The sequence below is a fragment of the Nonomuraea sp. LPB2021202275-12-8 genome, from assembly GCF_037044575.1.
In the GTDB taxonomy this organism is placed as follows: domain Bacteria; phylum Actinomycetota; class Actinomycetes; order Streptosporangiales; family Streptosporangiaceae; genus Nonomuraea.
Genome location: NZ_JBAHWD010000005.1, coordinates 421862 through 446882, shown reverse-complemented (window position 1 = coordinate 446882; position 25021 = coordinate 421862). Strand labels below are relative to the sequence as shown.

Sequence of the window (25021 nt, the reverse complement as noted above, 5' to 3'; positions counted from 1 at the left end):
CGGCCCGCCGGACGAGACAGCGGGTGAACCGGGCAGACAGTGGGCCAGAGGATGATCGGCCGAGCCCTGCTGACCCACCTCTGTCGGCTCTACCAGTGATTCCAGTGGACCACCTCGGTGACCGGAACGCGGCGGGCCGGTTTGAACTGCGTACCGATCGTCCAGGCGATGGGGATCAACGCGCATTGGACGGTCGTCTCGTACGGCAGGCCGAGCAGCGTCGCCGCCTGGCGTTCGTAGTTGAGGTGCGGCGTGGTCCAAACGGTGCCGAGCCCTCGGCTGCGTGCGGCCAGCATGAAGCTCCACACGGCGGGCAGTACCGAGCCCCAGGTTCCGGCCTGGGTCGCCGGATCGTCCAGCTCTGCCCGCGATCCCACCTGGATGCAGGGCACCAGCAGGACGGGCACCTGGTCAAGGATGTCGACGAGGTGGTGGAGGCTGTCGGCGATCGCCTGCCAGCCCGCCTCAGCCGTGAAGTCGTGGCGGCTGGGGCCGTCGTGGGAGTGCGCCGAGGCGGGGTCGGTCAGGCCGCGCCGCCACAGATCGGCCATGGCGCGTCGCTGGGCGGCGTCGGTGACGAAGACGAAGTCCCAGCGTTGCCGGTTGCGTCCGGTGGGCGCCTGCTGCGCCAGGCGGGCGCAGTCGAGGAGCACCTCACGCGGGACCGGCTTGGTCACGTCCAGCCTGCGGCGCACCGCGCGGGTCGTGCTGAGAAGCTCGTCCGGGGTGAGGTTCAGCAAGGGGTGGCGCTCGTGGGAGATCTCAGGCTGGGACATGGTCACTCCTGGTGGGGACGTAGCGGTCACGTTCGGGGTCGACCAGCAGGGCGAACAGCGCTCCGGCGACGGCCAGCGCGATGCCGCTGAGGAGGAAGGCGGTGGTGTAGCCCGACTCCGGGGTGGTGGCTCGATCCAGCAGCCATCCGGTGATGATGGGGCTGACGATCCCGGCGCTGACGCTGAGCCCGGAGAAGACGCCGAGGATGCCGACGCGCTGGGCGGCGGGCACGAGCTCGGCCACGGCCGGGTTGGCGAAGGTGTTGACGGTGACCGAGATGCCGTAGCCGAGCATCAGCAGGATGATGGCCGGCAGCGGCGTGTGGATCAGTGGCAGCAACGTCAGCAGGATGCCGGCGACGGTGAGGCAGGCGCCGCCGAGCAGGCCGCGTGCCCGCCTGGAGGTGACGCCGGCGCGCAGGAGCCGGTCGGTGGCCGCTCCGGAGGCGACCAGCGCCACGATGCCGAGCGCGCTGGGCAGCCCGAACAGCGACCCGGCCGCCTCCGGGGAGAATCCCAGCGCGTTCTCGAAGTAGGACGGCAGCCAGGTGAAGATGATGGCGGCGAGCGCGTTCTGGGCGAAGTAGGCGATGAAGCAGCCGATGAAGGTGCGGTTGAGCAGCGCGCGGCGCCAGGGGACGCGGTCCGTCCGAACGGGCCGCGGCTGGTCGCCGCCGCTTTGGGCGGCTCCGTACGGGCCGAGCCGTCCGGTGGCCAGCCACAGCAGCGACCAGCCCAGCGCGAGCGCTCCCACGGTGAGGAATCCGGCCCGCCAGCCGAATCCGACGATGATCAAGGTCAGGAGGGGCGCCATGGCGATCTTCGCGACGGCGGCGCCCGCGGTGTAGAGCGCCTGGGGCAGGCCGCGCCGGTCATTGGGGAACCATGAGTACAGCACGGTCATGGACAGCGGGTTGGCCGGTCCTTCCGCGGCTCCGACGAGGATTCTGCTGGCGTACAGCATGCCGCCGGTGGCGGCGACGACGGCGGGCACCTGGCCGACGGCCCACAGCAGGCCGCAGACCAGCAGGACCCACCGTGGGGAGATCCGTTGTGCGGCGAAGCTGACGGCGATGCAGGTCGCGCCGAACAGCAGATAGGAGGCACTGCCCAGGCTGCCGAAACCGGCGGCCGAGAGGCCCAGTTCGGCGCTCATCGGCTTGGCGACCAGGCCCAGCAGGGCCTTGTCCAGGAACACCACCACCGCGGAGAGGACCAGCACGGCGGTGACGCCCCAGGCGCGGGCCTTGGACGGCGGCGATGATCGGGGGATGGAGGCGTCGTGCGGCGCCAGGCTCTCGTTGACTGCCATTGCTGCTTGCGTTCCTTTCCGGTGGGGGGTGGCGGGCGGCTATCGGGGAAGGGCGGACAGCCAGCGCATGAGGGAGTCGTTGACGTCGCCGGACAGCTCCTGGTGGAGGAAGTGGCCGGCCTGGGGGTGCAGGACGATCTCGCTGTAGTCGTGCGACAGGCACATCCGCTCCACCTGGGCCCGCGCCGCGTGGCGGTGGAAGGCCAGCACCGGCTGGCGGCGACGGCGCAGGACGGGCTCGGCCTGGGGGCGGAAACGCAGGCTGTTGGGGCCGAAGGCGCTGTGCCGGAAGGTCCGGGCCCTGAGCCAGGCCGGTCGTGACAGGACGTCCAGCAGGTGCCAGGTGCGCAGATGGCCGGGAGTGGCCGGGGTGTGGAAGCGGTCGCTGATCAGGTCCTGGGCGATCTGGTCGCCGTCCGGTCCCTCCAGGTCGTCGGCCAGGCGGGCCATCCACTCCCGCTCACCGGGGTCGCCGGCGTAGTCGGGGTCGATCAGCACCAGGGCGCGGACGAGATCGGGGTGGCGGGCGGCCAGGACCGAGGCCACCGAGCAGCCCATCGAGTGGGCGAGCACGACGGCCGGCGCCAGTCCGGCGTGGCGGATCAGGGCCGACAGGTCTTCGGCGTGGTCGCCGATGTCATAACCCGCCGATGGGCCGCCGGAGCGTCCGTGGCCGCGAAGGTCCACCGCCACGGTGCGGTGATGGGTGCGCAGGGTGGGGATCTGGTAGATCCATCCTTCGGCCGCGCCCCACAGGCCGTGCACGAGGAGCACGTTGAGCGGCGGCCGGGTCCCGGGGGCGGGAGGGTAGTCGGCGTAGAAAAGGCGCACGCCGGGACGTTCGAGATAGGGCACAGGATGCTCTTTCGCGCGGGTCGATGGTCAGGCCGAGGGTGCGAGCTGGGCGCCGCCGCACACGTGCAGGACTTCGCCGGTGATGAAGGCGGCCCGGTCGCCGGCGAGGAAGCAGACGGCGTCGGCCACGTCCTGGGGCCGGGCCAGGCGGCCCAGCGGTGTCATCGCCCGGTGGCGGCCGGCGAACTCCTCGAACTCCCGGTCCGTACGTCCCGACTTCGTGAACGGGGTTTCCACCACGCTGGGCGCCACGGCGTTGACGGTGACGCCGATGGGGCCGAGTTCGACGGCCAGGCTTCGGGTCAGGCCCACGACAGCGGCTTTGGAGGTGACGTACCCGGTGGGGCCGCCGCCGAGCCAGGTGCGGGAGCTCAGGTTGATCACCCGGCCCCGGCCGTGACGCTGCCACCAAGGCCGGATCGCCTGGCACAGCAGCATCGGCCCGCGCACGTTCACGGCCATCATCGTGTCCCAGGTGCCAGGAACCTGCCCTGCCAGGGGTTGGCGGATGTTGATGGCGGCGTTGTTCACCAGGCAGTCCAGGCGTCCTCCCGCGTGCTCCAGACGGGCGATCCCGTCACGGACCGCCTCAGGGTCGCTCACGTCGACCCGATAGCCGCTGACCGTCCGGCCGACGGCTGACGACAGGCGGCTCGCCGCGTCGGCGACGGCCTCTTCGTCGATGTCGAAGAGCGTCACGTCGAATCCGTCGGCGGCCAGCTGAGCGGCGATGGCCGTGCCCAGGACGCCCGCTCCGCCGGTGACGATCGCCCCCTGCGCACTCACCGTCGCGCTCCCGCCACGGCATGGCCGCGCAGGTAGGCGGCGTTGAAGGCGAGGGCCTCGCGCGGCGGCCGATCGGTGCTGAAGTCCTCCACCGACACCCATCCGCGGTAGCCGGTGCTTTCGAGCAGCCGCAGGATCGCGGGCACGTCGAGCAGGCCGTCATCCATCGGCATCCAGCGATGCCGCCACGGGCCGCCGCCCTCGGGGCGTTCGAAGGCGACGTTCTTGATGTGCACGTGCGCCAAATGCTCGCCGAGAATCTGCAGTGCCATCCGGGGATCCTCTGACCCCTCCACCACGCCATTGCCGGGGTCGTAGACGACTCCCACCAGGTGCGGCGGCAAATGTCCCACGACCTGCATGGCCAACGCCGTACTCGGGCAGATCGTCCGCTGGTGCATCTCCAGCAGCGCCTGGACGCCGAAGCGACCGGCCAGGACCGCGACCTTGTCGAAGAACTCGATCCCCTGGCCGAGCGCCTGGCGGAACCCTCCGTCCGTCATGCGCGGGGCCCACAGGCGTATCCGCGGCGTTCCCGCCTCGGCCGCCAGCCTCATCAGGTGCTCGACTCCCTGCAGGTCGCCGGCCGGGACGTAGCCGCTCAGGCCGATGACGGCCAGGCCCGCGCGGTCACACAGCTCCCGCGCCCGGCGGATGTCATCTCTTGTCGGGCGCAGGGTGCAGCGGTTGTTCGTCAGAAAGTGCGCCGGTCCCGGCGATCCGGTCTCGGCGGAGACCCGCCATTCGATTCCCGCATACCCCGCTGCGGCCGCCGCCCCGGCCGCCTCGTCCGGTGCCAGGTCGGGCAGGCAAGCCGAACACACGCCAAGCCTCATCTTTCTCCTCGAAGAACGCAGCATGGAGAGCTGCTCACCGTGTCGCGTCACCATCAGTGATGACCGTCGACATCAGTACAGGGCCGGACATACCTCGCAGTCCAAGTCCTTGTAGGCACATTTGCTATGTTTCGCAGGCATAGCTGAGCAGTCAGGCGAGGAGAGACCGTGGAACTTCGGCACCTGCGATACTTCGCCGCGGTGGCGGAGGAGGGCTCGTTCTATCAGGCCGCTCAGCGCTTGCTGGTCTCGCAACCGTCGTTGAGCCGGCAGATCATGGATCTGGAACGGCGGCTCGGCCAGCGGCTGTTCGAGCGCACCTCCCGCGGAGTGCGGCTGACGCCGAGCGGAGAGGCCCTGCTGCAGCACGCCCGGCAGATCCTGGGCCTGGCCGCAGCCACCCAGGAGATCGTTTCGGAGGCGACTCGGGCGCGCCAGGTGGTCTCGATAGGGGTGCCTCCCGCCACGCCCGGCTCCTGGCTGTCGTCCATCGTCGAGGCGGTGGACCGGGCGCTGCCCCATGCCGAGCTGAACTATGTGGAAGCCACGAGCCTGGAGCAACTTCGCCTGCTCCACGAGGGCAGGCTCGATCTGTGCCTGGTCCATCAGCAGCCGCCCGGCCACCACGCCTCATGGCTGCTGCGCGAGGAGGTCCTCGGCATCGCGGTGCGGCCCGGCCACCCGCTGGCCGACGAGTCTCGCTATCAGATCGGTGACCTTCATGCTCTGCGGGTGCTCGTGCATGCCCGTGAACGGGAGCCCTCCCGCGAGAGCGTCACAGCGGCCGTGCTGGCCGCCGGCGTCCAGCCGTACTGGCAGTTCGCCCAGTTCACCGAGCATGTTCTGGCCTGCGCGCAGGCGACCCGATCCGATGCCGCGCTGGTCGCCTCGCACGCCGCCGCGCTGCGGCTGCCCGGCTGGCGCTGGCGGCCCGTCGACGGGCTGCCCCAGGCCGTGATGACCACGTGGCTGGTGTGCCAGCGACCCACGCGGGCGGTGGTGGACGAGGTGGCCGACGTCGTGCGGACGGTCACGGCGGATGACCCTGCCGGCGCACAGCAGGTCAAGCTCGTCCGCGAGCACCTGACCGAGGAGACCGCGCGTCTCGGCGAGGGCGACCACGGCGGCGCCCGTCGGTCAGCAACCCGAGTTGACTAATATGGACTTAGTCAACTACGGTTGCTGCATGTCCGCTGATGAGATTCCCGCTTCTCAGGAGCCTGCCGACGCGCTGGCTGCTGTGGCGGCGTTGCGGCGCCTGGCCGATCAGATCGAGGACGCCGCCGTCGAGCAGGCGATGCGAGCCGGCTGGAGCTGGCCGCAGGTCGCGGAGGCGCTCGGCGTGACGCGCCAGGCGGTCCACAAGAAGCATGCCAAGCGGCTCATCGCCGCAGGCGTCAAGCTGAGGAGACGCTGACCGATGGCGACCATCGACCACTACATCAACGCGATCATCGAGCAGGCGGGATGCGAGGCACAGGAAACCGGATCGGCCACGATCGAGGCCCACCATCTCCTGCTGGCGATCGCCGTTAAGGGGGAGACCGGCACTCGGCAGGTGCTGACGTCGGCCGGGCTCGATCACCAGGCGATCCGCGACGCGCTGGACCGGGAGTTCGAACACAGCCTGAGCGCGGCGGGAGTGTCCCTCGCCGCCTTCGACCTCCCGCGGCCGAGCAGGGCCGCCAAGCCTTCGACGCAGCTGGGAGCCTCGGCCAAGCTAGCGCTCGAACGCGGCTTCGCCTCAGCCGACCGCAAAAGGGACCTGCGACCGGCGCACCTGCTGCTAGGAGTCCTGCGGGCGCAGGCCGGCACCGTCCCGCGCGCGCTCACCCTCGCGGGGGTCGACCAGGCCGAGCTGGCGGCGCGCGTCATGCGGTCCCTCACCCTCGAAGGGGGGTAGCGCCAAGACGTTCGTGGATGCTGCCACTAACGGGGGTGGACCTCGGCGACACACGGACACGTGGCGGGATGTCCCGATATCTCAACCTGCCCCAGGGCCTTATCGCGCCTCAGCTGTCAGCTGAGCGATCAGTTTCACGGGAAGGACCTTCAGCCTGCATCTGGGCAGGCGTCGGCAGGCGCGAGGCGATCCGGTTGGCGACGGCTGCCAGGATCGCACCCGCCACGGCGGCGGCTGCGGCTGCGCCGAAAGCGGCGATGCCCGTGTCATGGGGGCCCGTGAGCTGGCCGGCGAAGGCGGTGCCAAGGCCGTAGCCGACCCACATGAAGGTGTTGAGCCAGGCGAAGACCTCGGTCCGGTAGAGAGCGCTGGCATGCTCGGCGAGCAGGGTCGGCACGACCGCGTCGCGCGGCCCGGTCACCAGCCCGACAAGAGTGATCAGTACGGCAAGCGTCACGAAGCCGGGTGCCCAGCCCCCGCCCAGCAGGATGGCCGCCTCGGCGAGCGAGAGGAGGACGAGAAGGCGCCCGCCGGCGAAGGGCCAGGCCCGCGCGCCGTACCCGAGGGTGCCGATCAGGGCGCCGGCCGACAGCAAACCCATCAGCACGCCGGCGGAGGCGGCGGAGCCGAAGGTGGTGGCCGAGGCGACGGTGGCAATGCGTAGGCAGCCGAAGGTGAAGGTGCCGAAGGCGGCGATCGTCAGCCATAGGAGGGTGGGCCGGTGGGTGAGCGGCCCGGCCAGGCGAAGTCTGCCCGGTGGCATGGGTGCTGCTTGCCGTACCGCGGGGGAAGCCAGAAGGAGCGCGGTGCCGAGCAGGACGGCGGCGCCGGCGGCGGTCACCACGCCGTGGGCCGGAATGGCCAGGGTCAGGACCGCCACGAGCAGGGGACCGGCGATGAACATCAGCTCGTTGACGGCGTTGTCGACCGCGTACGCGGCGGGCAGGATGGCGCCGGGGACGAGGCGTGGCCAGGCTCCTCTGATGACTGATCCGGCAGGCGGGGTGGTCGCGCCGAGCAGTACCGCGGCACCGATCATGAAGGCAGGCGGGGCGAGGAGGAGGAGGAGAGCGTAGGCGAGGGCGTGGGTGGCCAGGTAGCCGGTCAAGGCCGGGCGCGGGCCGTACCGGTCGGCGATGCGCCCACCGAGTGGCGCACACAGGGCCAGGGCCAGCGCGTGGCCGGTGAGCACAAGGCCGGCGGTGGCGTAAGAACCGAGCCGGTCTACGGCGGCCAGCAGCAGGGCCAGGCTGAGCACGGGTGTACCCAGCTTGACGATGAGCCCGGTGACAAGCAGGTGGGGGACACCCGGCTGGGCGAGCAGGCGGCGATAGGACGCGAACACGGCGACTCCGTTACTATCTAACTGCATTATGCCTATGACACACGGGAAGGTGTTACCGGTCAAGTGGAAATAGCCTGTAACGTAACCCGGCAGTCGCCGCTGATCACCGAGCTGGTCAATCTGGCCACGGCACACTGGCGGGGTGGCGCCTCTGTGCAACCACTGGCAGGTGAGGAGCTGGCGACGACGTTCGCCGCCCACCTCGGCGACCGCACGAGTGCGGCGTTGCGCGCGCTCCCGGACGCGGGGCGGCACCTGGCCGAGCTGGCCACCGAGCTGCGGCAGGCGCTGCTGGCCGAGCATCCAGCGGACCAGGCCGCCCGCATCAACGCCATGATCCGCAGGTACGGCGCGCAACCGTACCTGGTGGAAGATGTCGGCCAGCCGTTCCATCTGCACTTCCACGGTTCGGGCGGCACTCAGGTGGAGGCCTTGGGCGGCGAGTTCGCCACGGCGCTGGCCCTCATCGTGGACGGCTACGGCTCAGACCGCTTCGGACAGTGCGCGGCACACCAGTGCGAGGCGGTCTACATCGACCTCACCCGCAACGCCTCGCGCCGCTATTGCGGCGCGCCGTGTACGGCTCGCGCCAAGACCGCCGCCTACCGCAGCCGCCGCCGAACCTGATCAAGACTGGTGACGTCCAACAGCGGTCCTCGGTGCAATCGGCAGCCTCCCACTTCGATCACATGGTGCTCGGATGTGATGACGCCCGTTGGCCAGCGGACCAGCCACTCTCGGTCCGGCACCATGACAGCAGGAAGAGAGCGCTCTAAGTTCACTAGATTGTGTAAGATTTCGCTCTCCGACCTACCGCAGAACGACATGACCTTTGTACCTTCCAGACATGGGTGAGTACGAGGCGGCTGGGGTCGTCCGACGACTGATCACATATCCCGTCAAAGGATGCGCCGGGATCGAGCTGACGAGCGCGAAATTGGCGGCGACCGGTCTCGAACACGACCGTGCCTTCATGGTGGTCGACAACGATGGAGACTTCCGCAGTCAGCGGGGCGATCCACGCCTGGCCATCATCCGGCCTGCGATCGATGAGGACGGCTCCCGACTCACGCTGCGGGCGCCTGGCGTCGCAGATCTGCACATCAGCGTTGATCTCACCTCTCCTCGGTGTCTCGTTCGGCTGTTCGGGACGCCGTACCGCGGCATCGACCAGGGCGCGGACGCCGCCGCGTGGTTGTCCGCGCTCCTGGGCGGGCGGCGTCGGCTGGTCCGAATGCCGCCGGAACACGATCGGGTTACCGATGGCTGGACTCCAGGAACCTCCGGCTATGCCGACAGCAGCCCTGTCCACGCCGTTTCCCAGGCTTCACTCGACGAGCTGAACCGGCGTCTGGAGGTGCCGTTGCCCATGAAACGCTTCCGTCCCAACATCGTGATCGACGGGTGGGACGAGCCGCACCTGGAGGATCGCGCCCGAGTCGTCGCCATCGGCACAGCCGAGCTCGGATATGCCAAGCTCGCCATCCGATGCGCCGTCACAATGATCGACCAGGACACCGGCGGCAAAGCAGGCCCCGAGCCGCTGCGGACGCTCGCAAGGTACCGGCGTGCGGCGGGAGGCGGGGTCGCATTCGGCGCCAAGTTCTCCGTCTTACGGCCGGGCCGGCTCGCAGTCGGAAACGGGGTGAGAGTCAGTTCTTGGACGCCGGAAGCGAGTCGGGAAATCCTCGGTCCGGCCTCTGTGTGAGTCGAAGCGGCAGCGCACGGGAGTTTGATTCCTGCCCTGTACTTCCGCGTTTCCTTTGGCCCGGCTTGGCCGGCCACCGGCAGGGTGAGTGTGACGGCCCGGTTGCCGAGATGGATCGCGATGTCGATTGAAAAACGCGGGTGGAGTGGTGCGCCTACTGTCGGTGTCCCTACTTCTTCATCAGCCCCGTCGAGGACCGCTGTGGCATTGGACCGTCTTCGGGGGTCTTCTCCCGAACGTGACCGCAGCCCCAAAGTAGCTCTGAGGTGGATCACGGTTGCGGTTCGTGATCGTCACGAGTCGGGCATACCGTCCGGTAGCAGTGCTGCGGCCTTCGACTGTGGTTCTCGACCTCGGGGATCGTTCGACGAGTGGCGGTGTGCTGATGCGTCGGGAGTGGGAACCGGAAGAGCTGATCGCAGCGTGGACGTTGCTGGATGACGACTGGGAGTTGGTGTCGAACAAATCGGGCGCGACACGGCTGGGCTTCAGCCTGATGCTCAAGTTCTTCGAGCTGGAGGCCCGCTTCCCTCGTCATGTCGGGGAGTTCCCCAAAGCCGCGGTGGACTACATGGCTGGACAGGTGAAGGTCGAGCCGGACCTGCTGGCCAACTACCAGTGGACGGGCAGCACGATCGAGTACCACCGCTCCCAAGTCCGCAAAGCCCTGGGCTTTCGCGAGTCGACCCGGGCCGATGAGGACGCGCTGATCGAGTGGCTGGCCCGTGACATCTGCCCGATGGTGCTGACCGATGAGGGGATTCGGGCGGCGATGCTGTCGCGTTGCCGGAACCTGAAGATCGAGCCGCCCGGCCGGACCGAACGCATCGTGCGCGGCTGCCGGGCCCGGTTCGAGCGGACGTTCTGTGAGCGGGTGACCGGATGCCTGTCGGCCGACTCGACCGCCGCGCTGCTGGAGCTGGCCACTGGTGCGGACGGGTTCTTGGCCGAGTTGAAGGCCGACCCGGGCCGGCTGGGGCTGGAGACGCTGCTGGAGGAGATCGTCAAACTGCGGCGTAGCAAGGCGCTGGGGCTGCCGGCGGACCTGTTCGGCGGGTTCTCCGACAAGCTGGTGGCCTCCTGGCGGGCGCGGGCGATGGCGTCGCACCCTTCTGATTTCGCCGCCAACCCCGAGCCGGTGCGCCTGACGCTGCTGGCCGCGTTGGCCTGGTGCCGTACCGCTGAGATCACCGATGCCCTGGTGGACCTGTTGATCGGCTTGGTCTCGAAGGTCAATACGAAGGCTGAGCGCCGGGTTGAGCAGGCGATGTACGCCGAGGTCAAGAAGGTGCACGGCAAGACCGCCAAGCTGTACTCGATCGCCGAGGCCTCCCTTGCCGCTCCGGACAAGCCGGTGCGGCAGGTGATCTTCCCCGCGGTCGGAGAGAGCACGCTGCGGGCGTTGGTAGCCGAAGCCAAGGCCGACGCCAAGACCTACCGGGCGCGGGTGCGTACCGTGCTGACCAGCTCCTACTCCAGCTACTACCGGCGGATGCTGCCTAAGCTGCTGGCTGCGATCGAGTTCAAGTGCAACAACACCGCCTACCGGCCGGTGATGGACGCCCTGGACCTGCTGGGCCGCTACGCCGACATGCCGAGCAAGATCCGCCACTATGACGCGTTGATAAGGTGCCGATCGCCGGCGTGATCCCCGACGGCTGGCGGGAGGCGGTGGTCGACAGCGACGGGGTAGTCGAGCGGGTCTCCTACGAGTTGTGCGTGCTGATCGCGGTGAAGGACGCGCTGCGCCGCCGGGAGATCTACGTCGACGGCGCCGCCCGCTGGCGCAACCCCGAAGAGGACCTGCCGGCCGATTTTGAGGACAACCGCGACGTGCACTACGAGAACCTGCGCCAGCCCCTGGACGCAGCCGAGTTCATCGCCACCTTGAAGGAGGCGATGCGCACCTCCATGGCCGACTGCGCGACCGCGATCACCAAGAAGCGCTCAGGCGGCACCAAGGTCAAGACCCACCGCGGTGAGCCGATGTGGCACGTGCCCGACCTGGGCAAACTGAAGACCCCGGAGAACCTGCGAGCGCTGCACGCCGCGGTCGCAGCCCGCTGGGGGTCATCGACTTGCTCGACTTCCTCAAGGAGTCCGACTTCGTCACCCAGTTCACCGACGACTTCTCCACCATCGCCACGAGGGAGAACACCCCGCGGGAGGTGATCCGCAAACGCCTACTACTGGTGTTGTACGCGCTGGGCACCAACATCGGGATCAAGCGGGTGGCCGACGGCGGCAAGCACGGCGAGAGCGAGGCCGCGCTGCGCACCACTCGCTACCTGTTCGTCAACCGCGACAACCTGCGCAACGCGATCGCGACGCTGGTGAACGCTACTCTGCGGGCGCGTGATGAGGCCTGGTGGGGCACCGGCACCGCTGCTGCGTCATCTGACCAGCGCGGAGATCGATCGCCAGTACACCGATACGCACGGAGCTTCGATCGTTGGCTTTGCCTTCTCACACTTGCTGGACTTCAAGCTGCTGCCCCGGCTGAAGAACATCGGCTCGGCCCGCCTGTACCGGCCTGGGCTGGCCGAAGGCGAGGCCTTGCCGCAGTTGGAGGGCGTGCTGTCGGGCAAGACCATCGACTGGGAATTGATCGCCAACCAGTACGACCAGATGATCAAGTACGCGACAGCGCTACGGCTGGGCACCGCCGAGGCCCACCAGATGCTGCGCCGCTTCACCCGCGGCGGCCCCAAGCACCCCACCTACCGGGCCATCGAGGAACTCGGCCGGGTGATCCGCACCGTCTTCATCTGCGACTACCTGGCGGAAGAGGAACTGCGCCGCGAAATCCACGAGGGCCTGAACGTGGTGGAGAACTGGAACTCGGCCAACAAGGACATCTTCTACGGCAAGGCCGGTGATCTGACCGGCGACGACCGTGCGCATGTCGAGGTCTCCGCGCTGGCCCTTCACCTGGTCCAGGCCGCGATCGTCTACCTGAACACCAGAATGGTGCAGATCGTCCTCGCCGAGCCGAAGTGGCGAAAAAAGCTCACCAACGCCGACCGGCGCGCCCTGTCGGCTCTGTTCTGGTCCCATCTGAACCTGTACGGCAGGTTCGAGCTGGACATGAGCAAACAGCTCGACCTCGGGCCGGGGCCGAGCGCCGAGTGACCGGCGGCGGCCTGTTGGAGTTCACGCTCAGCGGGTAGTGCGGCCCAGCTCGACCCGTACCGGCAGGGGGTAGACGCTGCGCCAGCTTGGTCAGTCGGTGCTGCAGCATCTGGCCCAAGCCGGGCTGGGCTGCGCCGGAGCCCCAGGCCAAGAGCCGGCGCTGGCACCCGGCCGGCCTCGGCCGCTACTTCCGCCTCGGCGAGGAGACCTCCGACCGCAGTCATGCTTGGAGAGCCGTCGTCTTGCTGGAAAATTCCCGTGGTGAGGTCTGCGCCCCTACCGCAGATCAGTCGGCGGGTCAGACAGCCGGTGCCATCCGGGTGTGTCCGTGTGCCTCCTCGGCGAGGTCGTGCCAGTCGGCCCAGGTGTTGAGCCGGTCGGCGTACACCTGCGGAACGATCTGGTTGCCCTGGGCGCCGAAGAACACCCGCAGTGGCGGGTTGCCGGAGTCGGCCACCTTGAGCAGCGCCCGGCCTGCCGCGGCCGGGTCACCGACATTTAGCGTCTTGGCGAAGTCGGCGAAACTCTCACGCAGACCGTCATACAGCGGGTTGGCGTCGGCGTGGACGCCGCCGGCGGCTCCTTCGGTCGCGTAGGAGCCGGGCTCGACCAAGGTCACCTTGATGCCGAAGTCGGCGACCTCCTGAGCGAGGGTTTCACTCAGGCCTTCCAGCGCCCACTTGGAGGCGACATAGCCGCCGCCGAGTGGGAACACGGTGAGGCCGCCGACCGACGAGATTTGGATGATGTGCCCGCTGCCCTGGTCCCGCAGGTAGGGCAGCGCGGCTTGGACGACCCACAGCGGGCCGAAGAGGTTGGTCTCGAGCTGGTCGCGCAGCTGCTGCTCGGTCAGCTCCTCCACCGCGCCGGACAGTCCGTAGCCGGCGTTGTTCACGATGACGTCCAGGCGGCCGAAGTGCTCCCGGGCGCGCTTCACGCTCTCGAAGACCGCGGCCCTTCTGGTCACGTCCAGCTCAAGCGGAAGCACCGCATCGCCGTACGCGGCGGCCAAGTCATCAAGGTGCGCGGTATTGCGGGCGGTAGCGGCAACCTTGTCGCCGCGAGATAGGGCGGCCTCGACGAAACTGCGGCCCAGGCCGCGGGACGAACCGGTGATGAACCAAACCTTGCTCATGTTGTCTTCCGTTCTTTCGGTGGTGAATGTCAGTGACGTCTAGCGGACCTGCCCGCCGAGCCAGTCCTGGAAGGTGAGCAAGCCAGGAAAGTCCTTGCGCAGCTGGGCGAGGTCGGCCTGGTAGCCGCTCTCGGCAAACCATTCGAACAGCCTTTCCTCGATCGGCAGGGGGACGAGGCGCGTTGGCACTGCGGTGACCTTCTCGTAGATTCCGGCCACCTCGGCGAAGGTCAGCTCGTCGCCGGCGATCTCGAGTTCCACGCCCAGGTAGTCGTCCCGGTGGTCGATGACGTGCGCGGCGATCCGGCCGATGTCGTCGGTGGCGATCAGCTGCATCGGCCGGTCGGGGAGCACCGGGAGCTCCAGCAGCCGTTCCCCTTCGGCACCGGCGTAGTGCAGCAGGTTGTCCATGAAGAACACCGGCCGCAGGATCGTCGCGGGCAACCCCAGAGCGCGGATGTACGCCTCGATCGCCGCCTTGCTCTCGAAGTGCTCGATCCCGGTGTGCCGCTCGGCACCGCCGACTGAGCTGTAGACCAGGTGCCCGACCTCGGCGTCCAGCGCGACGTCAGCGACGCGCATGCCCTGCCGTACCTCAGCCTTGAGGGTTTCCGGCTCATACGCCAGTGCCTGCATGCTGAACACGGCGTCCACGCCTCGCATGGCCCGCTCCAGGGACGCGGGATCCTCCAGGTCGCCGACCACGAGTTCGGCACCGGTCAGCCGGCTGGCGGCCGGGCTCTTCGGATCGCGGACCAGGGCACGGACCTGCCAACCACGGCTCAACAGGTGACGCGCGGTGGCGCCGCCCTGCTGGCCGGTGGCGCCGATGACCAGGGCCACGCTCATGACGTCACCACCGGGGTGGTCTGGGCCAGCGCGATCCGCCAGGTGCCGTCGTCTTTGACCAGCACGAATGTCAGCGCTCCGGTGCGGCCGTCGTTGACGTGCTTGATCAGGTTGGCCAGCGCAATGTCCGGTCGCAGGAACGTGACGTCGAGCAGCTCGTTCTTGGTCAGTACGTCCTTGAGCGGGGTGCGCAGCGCCTTGGCCATGACCTGCCTGACCTGGTCGCGGCCGCGCAGCCGGGTCCCGGTGAAGTTGACCAGGGCCGCCTCCTCGGTCAGCAGCCCGGCGAAGCCGGCCACGTCGCTCTGCAGCTCTTCGGCGTCGCGGACGACCTGCTCGATCGCCTCGATATCGGGGTTCACGTCGCATCTCCTCAATTCGCGGAGCGATTCGCTCCGCCTTGAGACTATGCCGGAGCGAATCGCTCCGCAACTGCTAAAGTGTGTGGCGATGACAACACGTAAAGACATCGCGGAACGCAACGACCGCACGTTGCTCCAGGCCGCCCGCGACGTCCTCGCCGAAGACGGCGCGCACGCGTCCGTCGCCGCCATCGCGACCCGGGCGGGCGTCGGCATCGGCAGCCTCTACCGCCGTTACAAGACCAAGGAAGAGCTGTTCCAGCGGCTCAGCCTGCTCTCCCTCGACCACTGGAACGAAGCGGCCGAGCAGGGCCTGGCCGACCCCGACCCGTGGGCAGGACTGACGGCTTTCATCTACGGCTGCGTCGCGTTCGGGCAGGGCTCGCTGGCGCCCGTCGCCGGCACCATCGAGGTGACCCAGGAGATGAGCGCCAAAGCTCGCCGCGGCGACGAACTGCTCGACGAGCTGGTACAGCGAGCGCACCAGGCCGACGTACTCCGCAAGGACGTGACCGCGGTCGACATCTCGCTGCTCATCGAGCAGTTCGGCCGTTCCCCGGTGGTCGATCAGCTTCGCAAGCAGGGCAGGGGCGATCTGCTGACCGCCGCTGCCGAGGCTCGCCGACGGCTTATCGCGATAGCACTCGACGGGTTGCGGCCGGGACATAGCCCGTTGCCCGGCTCCCCGCCGGGCGAGGAGCTCTTCACCGGCCGCTGGTCAAGCGAGTAGATGAACCCGATGCCCGGCCTGGCACCTCCGCCTGGCCCCCGAGTAGCCAAGGTCTACGAGGCGTCCACCACGTCCCGAGCTCAGTAGTCCGGCCCGGATGGTGGCGCCTTCGCTGACCGACATCCGGTCCCATCTTCCGCATACAGAGCCACCCGGATAACCAAAACCCTGTCCCCGCGCCCCGATCACACCCTGTCTGAAGTCTTCTTCGGCTGGCGGGGCACGGTGTTGCCCTTCAGGTGCCCGTACACCGTCGAGCGTGGCACTCCGAACAAGTTCGCGATCTGCTGGACGGTCTTGTCCCGCGTGTCGTACAGCTGCTGGGCGAGGGCGGCCTGGTCGGCGGTGAGCTTGGGCCGGCGTCCGCCGACCCGGCCGCGTGCACGGGCGGAGGCCAGGCCGTCCATCGTGTTGGCCACGATCAACTCGCGCTGCAGCTCGGCCAGGACCGACAGCATGCCGAACATCGCGCGGCCCTCCATCGTGTCGGTGTCGATGCCCTGCTCGATCACGTGCAGGCCCACCCCGCGTTCGCGCAGGTCCGCCCCGAGGGTGACCAAGTGCAGGACTGAGCGCGACAGCCGGTCCAGCCGGGTGACCTTCAGCGTGTCGCCCTGGCGCAGCAGTTTGAGGACCAGGTCCAGGCTGGGCCGGGAGGCTTTGGCGCCACTGGCCTTGTCCAGATGGATGGCATCGCGGTCGCGCCCGGGCCTGCGCCAGCTCCTGTGCGCTGCGCCGGGCACCTGCGGCGATCCCCGTCACCACTGGAGAAGCCGTCGCCGCCGTCGAACCGCGAAGGGCGACCGAGACGAACCTGCTGCTTGTGCAGCAGTGACAGCGCCCGTGGGGCGGCCATGCGGATCTCGGCCATGGCGTTGAAGGACGTCCATGGATGAATCGGCGGAGGTCTGGCGGGCGTCGAACTCCTCAAGGGCCTGTCGCGCCTCCTTCACGGCATCGAGCTCGGTGGATTCCCAAGATGGCATGGCGCGGAAACGCTGCCGTACGGACCTGTTCGGCGCGGACCTGCGCGGCGCGAACGTGCCCCACGCGAATATGACCGTACGGGCTGGTCAGATTTTGAACGGGGGTGTGCGGTTGGCAAGGCAGGCGTGGGCTGCGGGTGTCCAGGTCGTCCACACCGCGTTGAGGTAGGCGGTCATCACCGGAGAACGGTCAGGGTCGTGCGGTGGCCGTGGTCGCTGATGGTCTCGGTGTAACCGGTGCGTGTGGTGGCGGCGGTGAGGGAGCTGAGGAAGCTCTCAACGGCGGCGGAGACCGTCGCGTCCGCCGGGCCGGTCGCTCTGTCACGCTGGGCCACCGCGCCCCGGTCCGACCCAACAACCGGATGATCTGCGTCGTGGTGCCCGCGTTCATGTCTGGTGCTGCCCTTGGACCGGTCGAACTGCTGGCCGGTCACCGTGCTCGGGGGGAGTCTGGCCGGGCCATGCTTTCATCGTGGCGCGCGGGGCGCGGGGGCCTGGACTGGCAGGGTCAGGACGGCGGCCAGTCCGCCCAGGCTCGAAAGGCCCAGATGGAGGGTGCCGCCGTGCAGTCGCGCCTGTTGCTGGACCAGCGCAAGCCCGAGGCCGGATCCGTCGCTGCGGGGGTGCGCGCCGCGGGCGAAGCGCTCCTTCATGGTCTCCCGCTGATGGTCCGGGATGCCCGGCCCGTCGTCGGCCACGACGACCTGGGCGTCGCGGGCAGCCGTGGTCACCGTCAGGCTGACGTGTACCTGGCCGGTGGGATGGCCGTGCAGGGCCGCGTTGTCCAGCAGGTTGTCGATCGCCAGGCGCACCCCGGCGGGCCAGCCGCGGACGGCGGGGATCTCCCGCACCGGAAGCGACAGCCGGTAGCCGACGCAGGGGTGGCGGCGCTGCGCGTGCTCGACCGCTTGGGCGAGCACGTCGGCCAGGTCGATGTCGTCGGGCGCGGGCAGGGCGCGGGCGTCGCCGCGGGCCAGCGTCTGCAGTCCTTCCAGCAGGGTGGTGATCCGCTGGTGCTCGGCGGCCATGGCGTTCAGGACCTGCTCCCGCTGGCCGGGGGACAGGCTGGGGCCGCGCCGCAGGATCTCCAGGTCCATGCCGAGGGTGGTCAGCGGGGTGCGGAGTTCATGGCCCGCGTCGGCGGTGAAGCGGCGGGTGGCGTGCACGCAGGCGCGCCCGCGGCCATCGACGAGAAGCATCGACGTGAGATTGCGTAGCGTGGCGTTTTGCATGCGTAGAGTCACTCTCGTATGGTTGACCCCGTATGGAGCATCTGATTCCGTTTAGTTCTTCCCAGGGTCTCGAAGACCCGGCCAGGAGTGTCGATGGATCTCGCGTTTCTTCGTCCGCTCTACGAAGTGACCGGCCCGGTTGTGTCAGTCCATCTGGACACCAGCCGCGAGGACCGTGACGCGGACAAACGTATCGAACTGGCCTGGCGACAATTGCGTAAGGAACTCGCTGGCCAAGGCGCGGACGCCGCGACCCTGGACGCGGTGGAAGGGGAAATGGGCGGCTCGCCGGACGTCGTGGGACCGCAAGGGGAGTCCCTCTTCGCCGCCAACGGCCGCCTCCTCGCTGTTCACACCCTGACGGCCCCGCCCTCCCGGAACCGCGGTGTGGTCGGGCCCGTGGCGGACCCGCTGGAAACGGTGCTCGACCGGGACCGGCAACTGCCCTACGTGATGGTGGCGATCGACCGTCAGGGCGGCGATATCGACGGCTATGCCATCGGCGCCCTCGATGCGACGCGAAGCCGGTCGTTCAACGGGAGCACCCTGCACATCACGCGGGTGAAGGCGGGCGGCCCATCGATGGCCTCTTATCACCGCCGAACCGAAAACGTATGGGACAGGAACGCTGCAGGCGTGGCGGATGAGATCGCCGGCGCTGTGGCGGCTGTGGACGCCGCCGTGGTGTTCATCGGCGGGGACGACAAGGCAGCCGCCGCCCTGCGAGAGCAGCGGGCACTGCAGGGCATGGACGTCGAGTTTGTTGATATTTCAGGTGGGCGCGGCGGTGAGGATGCCCTGGAAAGCCTCAGACGGTCGGTCGACGAAGCGCTGACGTCTGTCTCCGCACGAGCTCACGCCGAAGCCTTCCAGGAGTACGTCGCGGCCGTGGGTGAAGGCCGTGGGGTCTCCTCGCTTCCGGCGGTCTCCGACGCGCTGGCACAAGGACGCGTCGAGACACTGCTCCTGTCGGCCGATCGCTCGGCGGACCCAGCCAAGTGGTCGTCTCTCGGCATGCCGTTGCTCGTTGCGTCCTCACCGAAGGCACTGGGACAGGATGCCGACTCCGGCTTCGAGATGCCTGCGGCAGCCCTGGTCCTCAGGGCTGCCGCACTCAGCGACGCCGGTTTCACCGAAATCCCCGCAGGCCTGGACGTGGCGGACGGATGTGCGGCGGTCCAGCGCTACCTGCCCGACTGATACGCCGGCTCTCCCTTTCCAGCGTCCCAAGACGCCCGCTTGGAGTGGATCGCGGTCGCCCGCGGAGATCAGGGGCGTGGCATCGCCGGTCGACTGGCCCGTTGCAGTAGTTGCACAGCACCCCTTCTCCGAACTACCGGTTCGACACTGGAGCGCTCGTCGAGTCAGGAGAGGCCGGTCTCGCGATTGAGCTCGTAGTAGGCGCGGAAGTCGAAGAAGCGCAGACCGTCGATGACTGTTCCGGACTGGATTTCCTGCAGGGTCCAGGGGTGGGCGGAGTAGTCATCGATCGCCACCCCTCCGCGTTCGAGTAGCAGCTCGATCATCTGGTGAACCTCTGCGGTGGCGTCGATCCGGCCGGAGATGTCGATCTGCACTGCCCAGGTGGGGTGGTATTCGACGGCCGCCTCGAGCACCGTCACGTCGTCGGGGTCCCAGTCGGAGAAGAGGCAGCCGGTCTGCTCGTCGTCGATGTCGATGTAGAGGTTGCCGTCCAGAGTCCACGGATGGCGCTGCTGGTTCAGGTGTCGATCAAGTGAGGCGATGGTCTCAGGTCGCTCACCTGCGGGGAACACGAACACAGTGCGCATGGATTGGAGCCTAGGCGGTCCTCCTTCGAGGCGGCTACGAGTATTCAAGGCTGGTCCGCGGCCGGTGTGGAGGTCCGTCCGGCGATGTTGGCGAAGGTGGGCAGGCCCAGGTGAATGACCGTGGGTTTGAGAGCGGTGTCGAGCTGAGCCAGTTTGTCCTCGGCGCCGGCGAGGCTGATCTCAAGGCCTTCGACTTCGCCGAGCCAGCCTTCACGCTGAGCTTCGGCGATCCGATCGAGTAGGTTGTCGCGGATCTCGATCAGGCGGTCCCGTTGGGACTGCTCGGGCCGGAGGAGCGAGCACCGGACGCAAGCGTGCTCGTGGATGCTGTTCCGAAGGCCCGAGCGCAGGTTCCCAAAGAGAGCTTGCGCTTCTCGAAGTGGGCGAGGAAGGCGTCCCACTCCTCGTTCGTCGGGGTCCGGTATTCCTCGCTGGGACGAAGCGATCGACGACGGGCGATGAACGCGCGGTGGGCTTCGATGGCGTCTGCCGGGTAGATGGCGTTGTAGCCCATCGTGGTGTTGATGTCGGAGTGACCTGCGAGGACCTGCGCGATGTGAGGCGGCAGGCCGCTGCGGATCGCGTCAGTGATGAAGATCCTTCGGAAGTCGTGCGGAGCGAAGTCGAGAGGCTGGCCCGCGGAGTCGGTGAGCCCGGTTCGTTCCAGGACCTCGTTGAGACCGTTGCGGATCAGTTGGCGGGACACCGGTGTGCGCTGGCCTCCGTATGTCCACTGGAACAGCAGCGGCATCGGCGGATTCCAGATCTTCTCCGCAACGTCGTAGTTGGGCAGCATCGGGATCGCACCTGTTCGAGGGTCACGGACCCGGGCAATGATCGTGCTGAGCACGTCGGCCAGTTCTGGGCTGACCAGGAGAAGCCGTTCCTCGTCGGTTTTCGAGGGAGCGACCTGCAGGAGAGCCACGACTTCACCACTGGTGGGCAGCTTGTACTGGATCAGGGCGTGATGGCTGGCCTCCAGCATCTCCTCGATCCGGACGCCGGGGTGCTGCAAAGACTCGATCGTGGCCCAGGCCCAGAACGCCCGCTCCTCGACCAGCCCCAGATGGACACGCCGACCGGACTCGTCGTAGGCCCGGAACGGAGTCGACGAGTCCTTCTTCTGGCGCGTGTATGTTCTGCCCCTGAACGTGAACTGACCGCCGAGCGGGGCGGCCTGCAGAGCCTCCATCCCCTCCCGGGCCTCCGTCCAGTTCGCCCTGGCGGCGCGGACAACAGTGGACAGCGCGGGCAGTCGTTCACGGGTGCGCTGGTCCATCTTCGCCTTGCGGCGCTTCTGGTGCTTGGAGGTACTGGCATCGGCGGCGCTGACCGGACAGGGAGCAACCCACGGGCCCCAGCGTTCTGGTTCCTCGACGGCCCAGTGGGCCAGGTCAAGGTATAGGGCTCGAACTCCGATCATGAGGCTGCCGTAGTTGGCACGCTCCGTTACTGCCTCATGGACCGTGCCATCGGGCAGCCGGCGGCGCGTGACTTTCGTCCGGCTGACCTGCTTCCATGCACTCACGACTTCAGGCGGCAGCCGGAGTGTGTCGATGCCGGGCTGGATGCGCTCAATCTGCAACCAGAAGTTCCGCACGAGCGTCCGTGACGCGTCCTCCAAGGACGTGTAGTCCATGGTCGGCTGGCGTTCCTTGAGGTACTCGACCAGCAGGTCCCGGATGGGCTTGGACTGCGGCCGGTAGCGGTCGACGAGCTGCTCGACCGAGACCTGGCCGGACGTTCGGTGCAGGAGCCTCAGTGACACGGGCGCGTCGGGTGGCAGGTGACCCAGGTCCTTCAGCCAGGAGTAGAACAGGCTTTGACCGCCCGACGTGGCCCGCTGAGCTCGATGCGCCTCCATGTACTCAATGGCGTCTCCGACATTGATGTCGGCCAGACCCCCGCCCTTGGCGATGACCAGCTTGACCAGCACGTTCTTGGCGAGAATGCCGAGGTGAGAGGACCACGCTTCTGGCCCCACCAACTCCTGAAGGCGGGCAAATCCCTCAGGGTCACGGTACTGGCAGATGATGGCGCGCAGGTTGGTCGAGGTCCGGGTGAGCTGCCAGTGGAGCGACGGCCGGAGCACATCGGCGCAGACCAGGGCGAACAGGCCCGTGTTCAGGATGCCGTTCGCATTCGCCGCGTCGTAGCCGACCCAACTGGCGTTGAGCTCGTTCCACTGCGCCCCGGTCGAGCTTGCGGCCGGAGTCGCGTTCCACCGTTGTTGCCAGGTGGCGCCCGGCTGGTCCAGGAGCCATCGGAGAATGAGCGTTGCGCCCCGGCGCCGGTAGAAGTGGGTGGACTCGCTCGCGGCCCGTAGCGGAGGCCGACGCGCCCACGGTCCGCTGTTCCTGTCCGAACGCCGCCCGGTCCCCGCTCGCCGCCCGGCCGCCGCCGACATCTGCCCGCACACCGGCCGCGCCCGCCTCGGCTACGACCGCGCCCGCGTCCTGCTGGACAAGTACGCAGGCCTTGACCTGCACCAGCTGCGCCACAGCGCCGCCACCCACCTCGGCGACGCCGAAGTCCCGCTCCAGCTCATCATGGGCAAGACCCGGCACAAGAACCCCCGCACCGCCATGCGCTACGTCAAACCCGGCGCCGAAGCCATAGCCAAGGTCACCGAGGCCCTGGCACCCCGCCGCCGTACCCACTAATCAAAGGAGTGGCGGCTCGCCGCAGCTATAAGGGCTCTCGGGCCGTCGCAGGGATTACCCAGAGCTACTTTGGGGCTGGGGCCACGTTCGGGAGAAGACCCCCTCTTCCGTGCGGGGCTGGCGGTGGTCAACATGCGACCGTGTCCCAGGCCGGGTATCGCCGTCCTGGTCACCCCGGTGCTCACCTCGCCTCAGATCGTCATCGGGATGGCCGTCACCCGCGACGGCATCCCGGTCCGCATCTGGTCCTGGCCCGGCAACACCACCGACACCACCCCGATCCGCCAGGTCAAAGACGACATGCGGGACTGGACCCTGCCCAAGATCGTGTGGGTCGGGGACCGCGGCTTCGCCTCCGCCGACAACCGCCGCTACCTGCGCCAAGGCGATCACCACTACATCATCGGCGAACGGCTACGCTCCGGCACGGCCGAGGCCAAGGCCGCGCTGTCGCGCCAAGGCCGCTATCAGGAGGTGGCCGAGAATCTGAAGGTCAAAGAGGTGCGGATCGGCGAAGCCGACCGGTTCGTGATCTGCTTCAACCCCGACGGCGCCGAGCGCGACGCCGCCATCTGGACGCGTCTGATCACCCAGCTGGAGGAGATAATCGCCGACACCGACGCGCTCAGCGCCACCAGCGCGCCGAACTGCGCGGGGTCATCTCCACCAAGCCCGGCCTGAACCGGTATCTGCGCACCACACCGAACGGGCTGCTGCGCATCGACGCCGCGAAGATCAAGGCCGAGACGAACCTGGACGGCAAGTACCTCCTGCGCTGTTCGGACCCCAAGCTGCTGGCCGAGGACATCGCCGTCGGTTACAAGCAATTGCTGGAGGTCGAGCGGGGCTGGCGCGACATGAAGCAGGTCATCGATCTGCGCCCGGTCTATCACCGGCTGGAGGACGCATCCGCGCGCACGTCATCTTGTGCTGGCTGGCGCTGCTGCTGATCCGCATCATCGAGACCAGCACCGGCACCGCCTGGAGGCGCATCCGCGACGAGTTCGACCTCCTGACGGTCGCCACCTTCACCGGCCCAACGGGCACTTTCCGTCAGCGCGCCGAGCTGACCAAGCCCCAACGCGACATCCTGGCCAAACTCGACATCCCGACCCCGAAGAAGATCGTCGAAGCCATCCTTGCCACAAACGCCTGACCAGCGACAACACTCACGCCTAGTGACACGCCGCAGCAGCGTGCCCGCAAGTGATTCCGCAGCTCAGAGCACAGATCCGTGTGCTTTTCTCGCTACACATCTGCGGAACGCGGGTAAGGAGAAGCATGCGAAAAGTCACTTGGCTCCACCGGTTCGGCCTCGTTTCGGCGGTGGTGGCGGCCGGCCTGGCAACTACGCCCGTGGCCGCGCAAGCCGACGGCTACGACTGCACCCCTGGGACCTATGGCACTTTCGGCATCTATACCTCTCCGGGTGGCGGCACATGGGTCTTCCGGTCCACCCACGAGGCGATGTGCGTCGATTGATCAAGCTGCCTTCACCTGTCCCCGGCATGCGGCGCCCGCACCGCCGTCGATGGGGCGGAGGTGTTCCCGGTCACCCCGGGTGACGACCTTGCACCGGCACCGGACTCGTGTGAGGCGTAAGCGGACCTTCGCGTGTGACGGCCTGGAGAACCTGCTGCGCTCACCCCGCAGCATCTGGAACAGGTCGCCGCCGCCCTGAAGATCCGTCTGGTGTTCTCCTTGCCCGGCTGATGAAGACGCCTGTGAGGATCATCAGGCCACCGAGCAGCGCAGCCGCGTGGATGCTCTCGCCGAGGGCCGCCCAGGCGATGCCGATCGCCAGGCCCGGCACGAGGTAGAGCGTGTTGGCGGCTGTGGCTACCGGCAGGCGGGCCTGGGCGTAGGCCCAGGTGATGAAGCCGAGTGCGCTGGGCGCGACGCCGAGAAAGAGCAGGGCCGCGAACGCTTCGCCGGAAGCCCGCGGCAGGTCGCTGATCAGGGCGGGCAGCAGCGGCAACGACAGGGCAGTGCCCGACCAGACGGCGTACGAGGTGACCTCGACTCCGGAGTAACGGGCCAGCAGAGGCTTCTGCAGGACGAAGAACGACGCCTGGGCGACGGCCGCGCCGAGCACGAGACCCGCGTCCAGGCTTGGCGTCAGGCCGCCGCCTTGTACCAAGGTGATGACGGCGGCACCCGCGAACCCGAGAGCCAGGCCGGCGATGCTTCGCCGGTTTAACGGCTCTCGCAGCACGATGAGGGCGAGCACGGCGGCGACGATGGGGGCGGTGTTGACCAGCAAGCTCGCGGTACCGGCCGGCACGCTGCGCTCACCGGCGTTGAGCAACAGCTGGTAGGCGGTCATTCCGGTCAGGCCGCAGCCGACGATGCGGGGGAGGTCGGCCCGGGCAGGCCGACGGACGCGCAGCAGCGGGGCGACCACCGCGAGGACCAGAGAAGCCACCAGCAGCCGACCCACTGACAGGCCGGCCACGCCGAAGCCAGGGAGAGCCACCCGGATGGCCACGAAGGCCGCGGACCACAACAGCACGGTGACGGCCACGGCGGCGGTCAAACGTCGATCACGGATCACGGCCCTAGCCTGCCGCCACGGCCGCATAAGCACCAGTAACAACTTTTCCGTCACCCATGTAGCATCG

At 68.3% G+C, this 25021-nt stretch carries 28 protein-coding genes and 2 pseudogenes; 15 read left to right on the top strand and 15 right to left on the bottom strand.

The genetic code is table 11. The annotated features are described in order from the left end of the window. Positions 1-89: 89 nt before the first annotated feature. From V5E28_RS13065 to V5E28_RS13045, 5 genes are read right to left on the bottom strand one after another with little or no spacing between them, the layout of a single operon-like run. Entirely contained in the window at positions 90-776 is a 687-nt protein-coding gene (locus V5E28_RS13065) for a nitroreductase family protein (RefSeq protein ID WP_336207085.1), read from the bottom strand. Then, complete coding sequence (locus tag V5E28_RS13060; protein ID WP_336207084.1) at positions 763-2088, bottom strand: MFS transporter; 1326 nt, start codon at positions 2086-2088, stop codon at positions 763-765. The genes V5E28_RS13065 and V5E28_RS13060 overlap by 14 nt, the downstream gene beginning before the upstream one ends. 39 nt (positions 2089-2127) lie before the next feature. Then, a complete protein-coding gene (locus V5E28_RS13055; protein ID WP_336207083.1) occupies positions 2128-2943 on the bottom strand; it encodes an alpha/beta fold hydrolase in 816 nt (271 codons plus the stop codon). Between the two features lie 27 nt (positions 2944-2970). Next, entirely contained in the window at positions 2971-3729 is a 759-nt protein-coding gene (locus tag V5E28_RS13050; protein WP_336207082.1) for an SDR family NAD(P)-dependent oxidoreductase, read from the bottom strand. Beyond that, positions 3726-4565 (bottom strand): sugar phosphate isomerase/epimerase family protein, encoded by an 840-nt coding sequence (locus V5E28_RS13045; RefSeq protein ID WP_336207081.1) that lies wholly within the window; start codon positions 4563-4565, stop codon positions 3726-3728. The genes V5E28_RS13050 and V5E28_RS13045 overlap by 4 nt, the downstream gene beginning before the upstream one ends. A gap of 168 nt (positions 4566-4733) precedes the next feature. Between V5E28_RS13045 and V5E28_RS13040 the strand changes: the two genes are divergently transcribed. From V5E28_RS13040 to V5E28_RS13030, 3 genes are read left to right on the top strand one after another with little or no spacing between them, the layout of a single operon-like run. Further along, positions 4734-5723 carry a LysR family transcriptional regulator gene (locus V5E28_RS13040; RefSeq protein ID WP_336207080.1) on the top strand — a complete coding sequence of 330 codons (990 nt, stop codon included), beginning with the start codon at positions 4734-4736 and terminating at the stop codon, positions 5721-5723. Positions 5724-5751: 28 nt separating this feature from the next. Then, positions 5752-5982 (top strand): hypothetical protein, encoded by a 231-nt coding sequence (locus tag V5E28_RS13035; protein WP_336207079.1) that lies wholly within the window; start codon positions 5752-5754, stop codon positions 5980-5982. A 3-nt stretch (positions 5983-5985) separates the two neighbouring features. Beyond that, entirely contained in the window at positions 5986-6468 is a 483-nt protein-coding gene (locus V5E28_RS13030) for a Clp protease N-terminal domain-containing protein (protein WP_336207078.1), read from the top strand. Between the two features lie 109 nt (positions 6469-6577). Here the strand turns inward: V5E28_RS13030 and V5E28_RS13025 are convergent, their stop codons facing one another. Further along, entirely contained in the window at positions 6578-7813 is a 1236-nt protein-coding gene (locus V5E28_RS13025; RefSeq protein WP_336207077.1) for an MFS transporter, read from the bottom strand. 153 nt (positions 7814-7966) lie between these two features. Here V5E28_RS13025 and V5E28_RS13020 point away from each other — a divergent pair, with 153 nt between their 5' ends. From V5E28_RS13020 to V5E28_RS12995, 6 genes and pseudogenes are all read left to right on the top strand, one after another. After that, positions 7967-8440, top strand: a complete 474-nt coding sequence (locus tag V5E28_RS13020; RefSeq protein WP_336207076.1) for a CGNR zinc finger domain-containing protein — start codon at positions 7967-7969, stop codon at positions 8438-8440. Positions 8441-8660: 220 nt separating this feature from the next. Beyond that, the gene (locus V5E28_RS13015) at positions 8661-9521 is read left to right on the top strand and encodes an MOSC domain-containing protein (protein WP_336207075.1); all 861 of its coding nucleotides are present in this window, start codon (positions 8661-8663) and stop codon (positions 9519-9521) included. Positions 9522-9861: 340 nt separating this feature from the next. After that, positions 9862-11169, top strand: coding sequence for a DUF4158 domain-containing protein (locus V5E28_RS13010; RefSeq protein WP_336207074.1), 1308 nt, complete (start codon positions 9862-9864; stop codon positions 11167-11169). After that, a complete protein-coding gene (locus V5E28_RS13005) occupies positions 11151-11693 on the top strand; it encodes a hypothetical protein (RefSeq protein ID WP_336207073.1) in 543 nt (180 codons plus the stop codon). The genes V5E28_RS13010 and V5E28_RS13005 overlap by 19 nt, the downstream gene beginning before the upstream one ends. Continuing rightward, positions 11600-11863 (top strand): annotated as a pseudogene (locus V5E28_RS13000) (Tn3 family transposase); the annotation flags it as partial. The gene V5E28_RS13005 and the pseudogene V5E28_RS13000, both read left to right, overlap by 94 nt. A 16-nt stretch (positions 11864-11879) precedes the next feature. Then, positions 11880-12653 carry a Tn3 family transposase gene (locus V5E28_RS12995; RefSeq protein WP_336207128.1) on the top strand — a complete coding sequence of 258 codons (774 nt, stop codon included), beginning with the start codon at positions 11880-11882 and terminating at the stop codon, positions 12651-12653. 298 nt (positions 12654-12951) lie between these two features. Here the strand turns inward: V5E28_RS12995 and V5E28_RS12990 are convergent, their stop codons facing one another. Genes V5E28_RS12990 through V5E28_RS12980 form a run of 3 tightly spaced genes read right to left on the bottom strand, consistent with a single transcriptional unit; the run spans position 12952 to position 14999 of the window. Further along, the gene (locus tag V5E28_RS12990; protein ID WP_336207072.1) at positions 12952-13788 is read right to left on the bottom strand and encodes an SDR family NAD(P)-dependent oxidoreductase; all 837 of its coding nucleotides are present in this window, start codon (positions 13786-13788) and stop codon (positions 12952-12954) included. A 39-nt stretch (positions 13789-13827) separates the two neighbouring features. Continuing rightward, the gene (locus V5E28_RS12985; RefSeq protein ID WP_336207071.1) at positions 13828-14637 is read right to left on the bottom strand and encodes an NmrA/HSCARG family protein; all 810 of its coding nucleotides are present in this window, start codon (positions 14635-14637) and stop codon (positions 13828-13830) included. Further along, the gene (locus tag V5E28_RS12980) at positions 14634-14999 is read right to left on the bottom strand and encodes an SgcJ/EcaC family oxidoreductase (RefSeq protein ID WP_336207070.1); all 366 of its coding nucleotides are present in this window, start codon (positions 14997-14999) and stop codon (positions 14634-14636) included. Before V5E28_RS12980 ends, V5E28_RS12985 begins: the two co-directional genes overlap by 4 nt. 88 nt (positions 15000-15087) lie before the next feature. Here V5E28_RS12980 and V5E28_RS12975 point away from each other — a divergent pair, with 88 nt between their 5' ends. After that, on the top strand, positions 15088-15729 hold the full coding sequence (locus V5E28_RS12975; protein WP_336207069.1) for a TetR/AcrR family transcriptional regulator: 642 nt from the start codon (positions 15088-15090) through the stop codon (positions 15727-15729). Between the two features lie 185 nt (positions 15730-15914). Here the strand turns inward: V5E28_RS12975 and V5E28_RS12970 are convergent, their stop codons facing one another. From V5E28_RS12970 to V5E28_RS12960, 3 genes are all read right to left on the bottom strand, one after another. After that, entirely contained in the window at positions 15915-16472 is a 558-nt protein-coding gene (locus V5E28_RS12970; RefSeq protein WP_336207068.1) for a recombinase family protein, read from the bottom strand. Between the two features lie 419 nt (positions 16473-16891). Further along, positions 16892-17149: a hypothetical protein gene (locus V5E28_RS12965; protein WP_336207067.1), complete on the bottom strand. Its 258-nt coding sequence runs from the start codon at positions 17147-17149 to the stop codon at positions 16892-16894. 33 nt (positions 17150-17182) lie between these two features. Beyond that, a complete protein-coding gene (locus V5E28_RS12960) occupies positions 17183-17914 on the bottom strand; it encodes a sensor histidine kinase (RefSeq protein WP_336207066.1) in 732 nt (243 codons plus the stop codon). A 126-nt stretch (positions 17915-18040) separates the two neighbouring features. Between V5E28_RS12960 and V5E28_RS12955 the strand changes: the two genes are divergently transcribed. Continuing rightward, positions 18041-19147 (top strand): baeRF2 domain-containing protein, encoded by a 1107-nt coding sequence (locus tag V5E28_RS12955; protein WP_336207065.1) that lies wholly within the window; start codon positions 18041-18043, stop codon positions 19145-19147. A gap of 164 nt (positions 19148-19311) precedes the next feature. Here the strand turns inward: V5E28_RS12955 and V5E28_RS12950 are convergent, their stop codons facing one another. After that, positions 19312-19737, bottom strand: coding sequence for a hypothetical protein (locus tag V5E28_RS12950; RefSeq protein ID WP_336207064.1), 426 nt, complete (start codon positions 19735-19737; stop codon positions 19312-19314). 110 nt (positions 19738-19847) lie between these two features. On the opposite strand from V5E28_RS12950, the gene V5E28_RS12945 reads away from it, so the two are divergent. Then, positions 19848-19979, top strand: a complete 132-nt coding sequence (locus V5E28_RS12945) for a hypothetical protein (RefSeq protein ID WP_336207063.1) — start codon at positions 19848-19850, stop codon at positions 19977-19979. Positions 19980-19996: 17 nt separating this feature from the next. On the opposite strand, the gene V5E28_RS12940 is transcribed toward V5E28_RS12945, so the two are convergent. Then, a complete protein-coding gene (locus V5E28_RS12940) occupies positions 19997-21829 on the bottom strand; it encodes a site-specific integrase (protein WP_336207062.1) in 1833 nt (610 codons plus the stop codon). Positions 21830-22040: 211 nt separating this feature from the next. Between V5E28_RS12940 and V5E28_RS12935 the strand changes: the two genes are divergently transcribed. The 3 genes and pseudogenes from V5E28_RS12935 (at position 22041) to V5E28_RS12920 (ending at position 23882) form a co-directional block, all read left to right on the top strand. Continuing rightward, positions 22041-22400: a tyrosine-type recombinase/integrase gene (locus V5E28_RS12935; protein WP_336207061.1), complete on the top strand. Its 360-nt coding sequence runs from the start codon at positions 22041-22043 to the stop codon at positions 22398-22400. Positions 22401-22589: 189 nt separating this feature from the next. After that, positions 22590-23556: pseudogene (locus V5E28_RS49515) on the top strand (IS1634 family transposase); the annotation flags it as partial. Between the two features lie 125 nt (positions 23557-23681). Next, positions 23682-23882 (top strand): hypothetical protein, encoded by a 201-nt coding sequence (locus tag V5E28_RS12920; RefSeq protein ID WP_336207058.1) that lies wholly within the window; start codon positions 23682-23684, stop codon positions 23880-23882. Between the two features lie 160 nt (positions 23883-24042). Here the strand turns inward: V5E28_RS12920 and V5E28_RS12915 are convergent, their stop codons facing one another. Then, positions 24043-24954: a DMT family transporter gene (locus tag V5E28_RS12915; RefSeq protein ID WP_336207057.1), complete on the bottom strand. Its 912-nt coding sequence runs from the start codon at positions 24952-24954 to the stop codon at positions 24043-24045. Positions 24955-25021 lie beyond the last annotated feature (67 nt).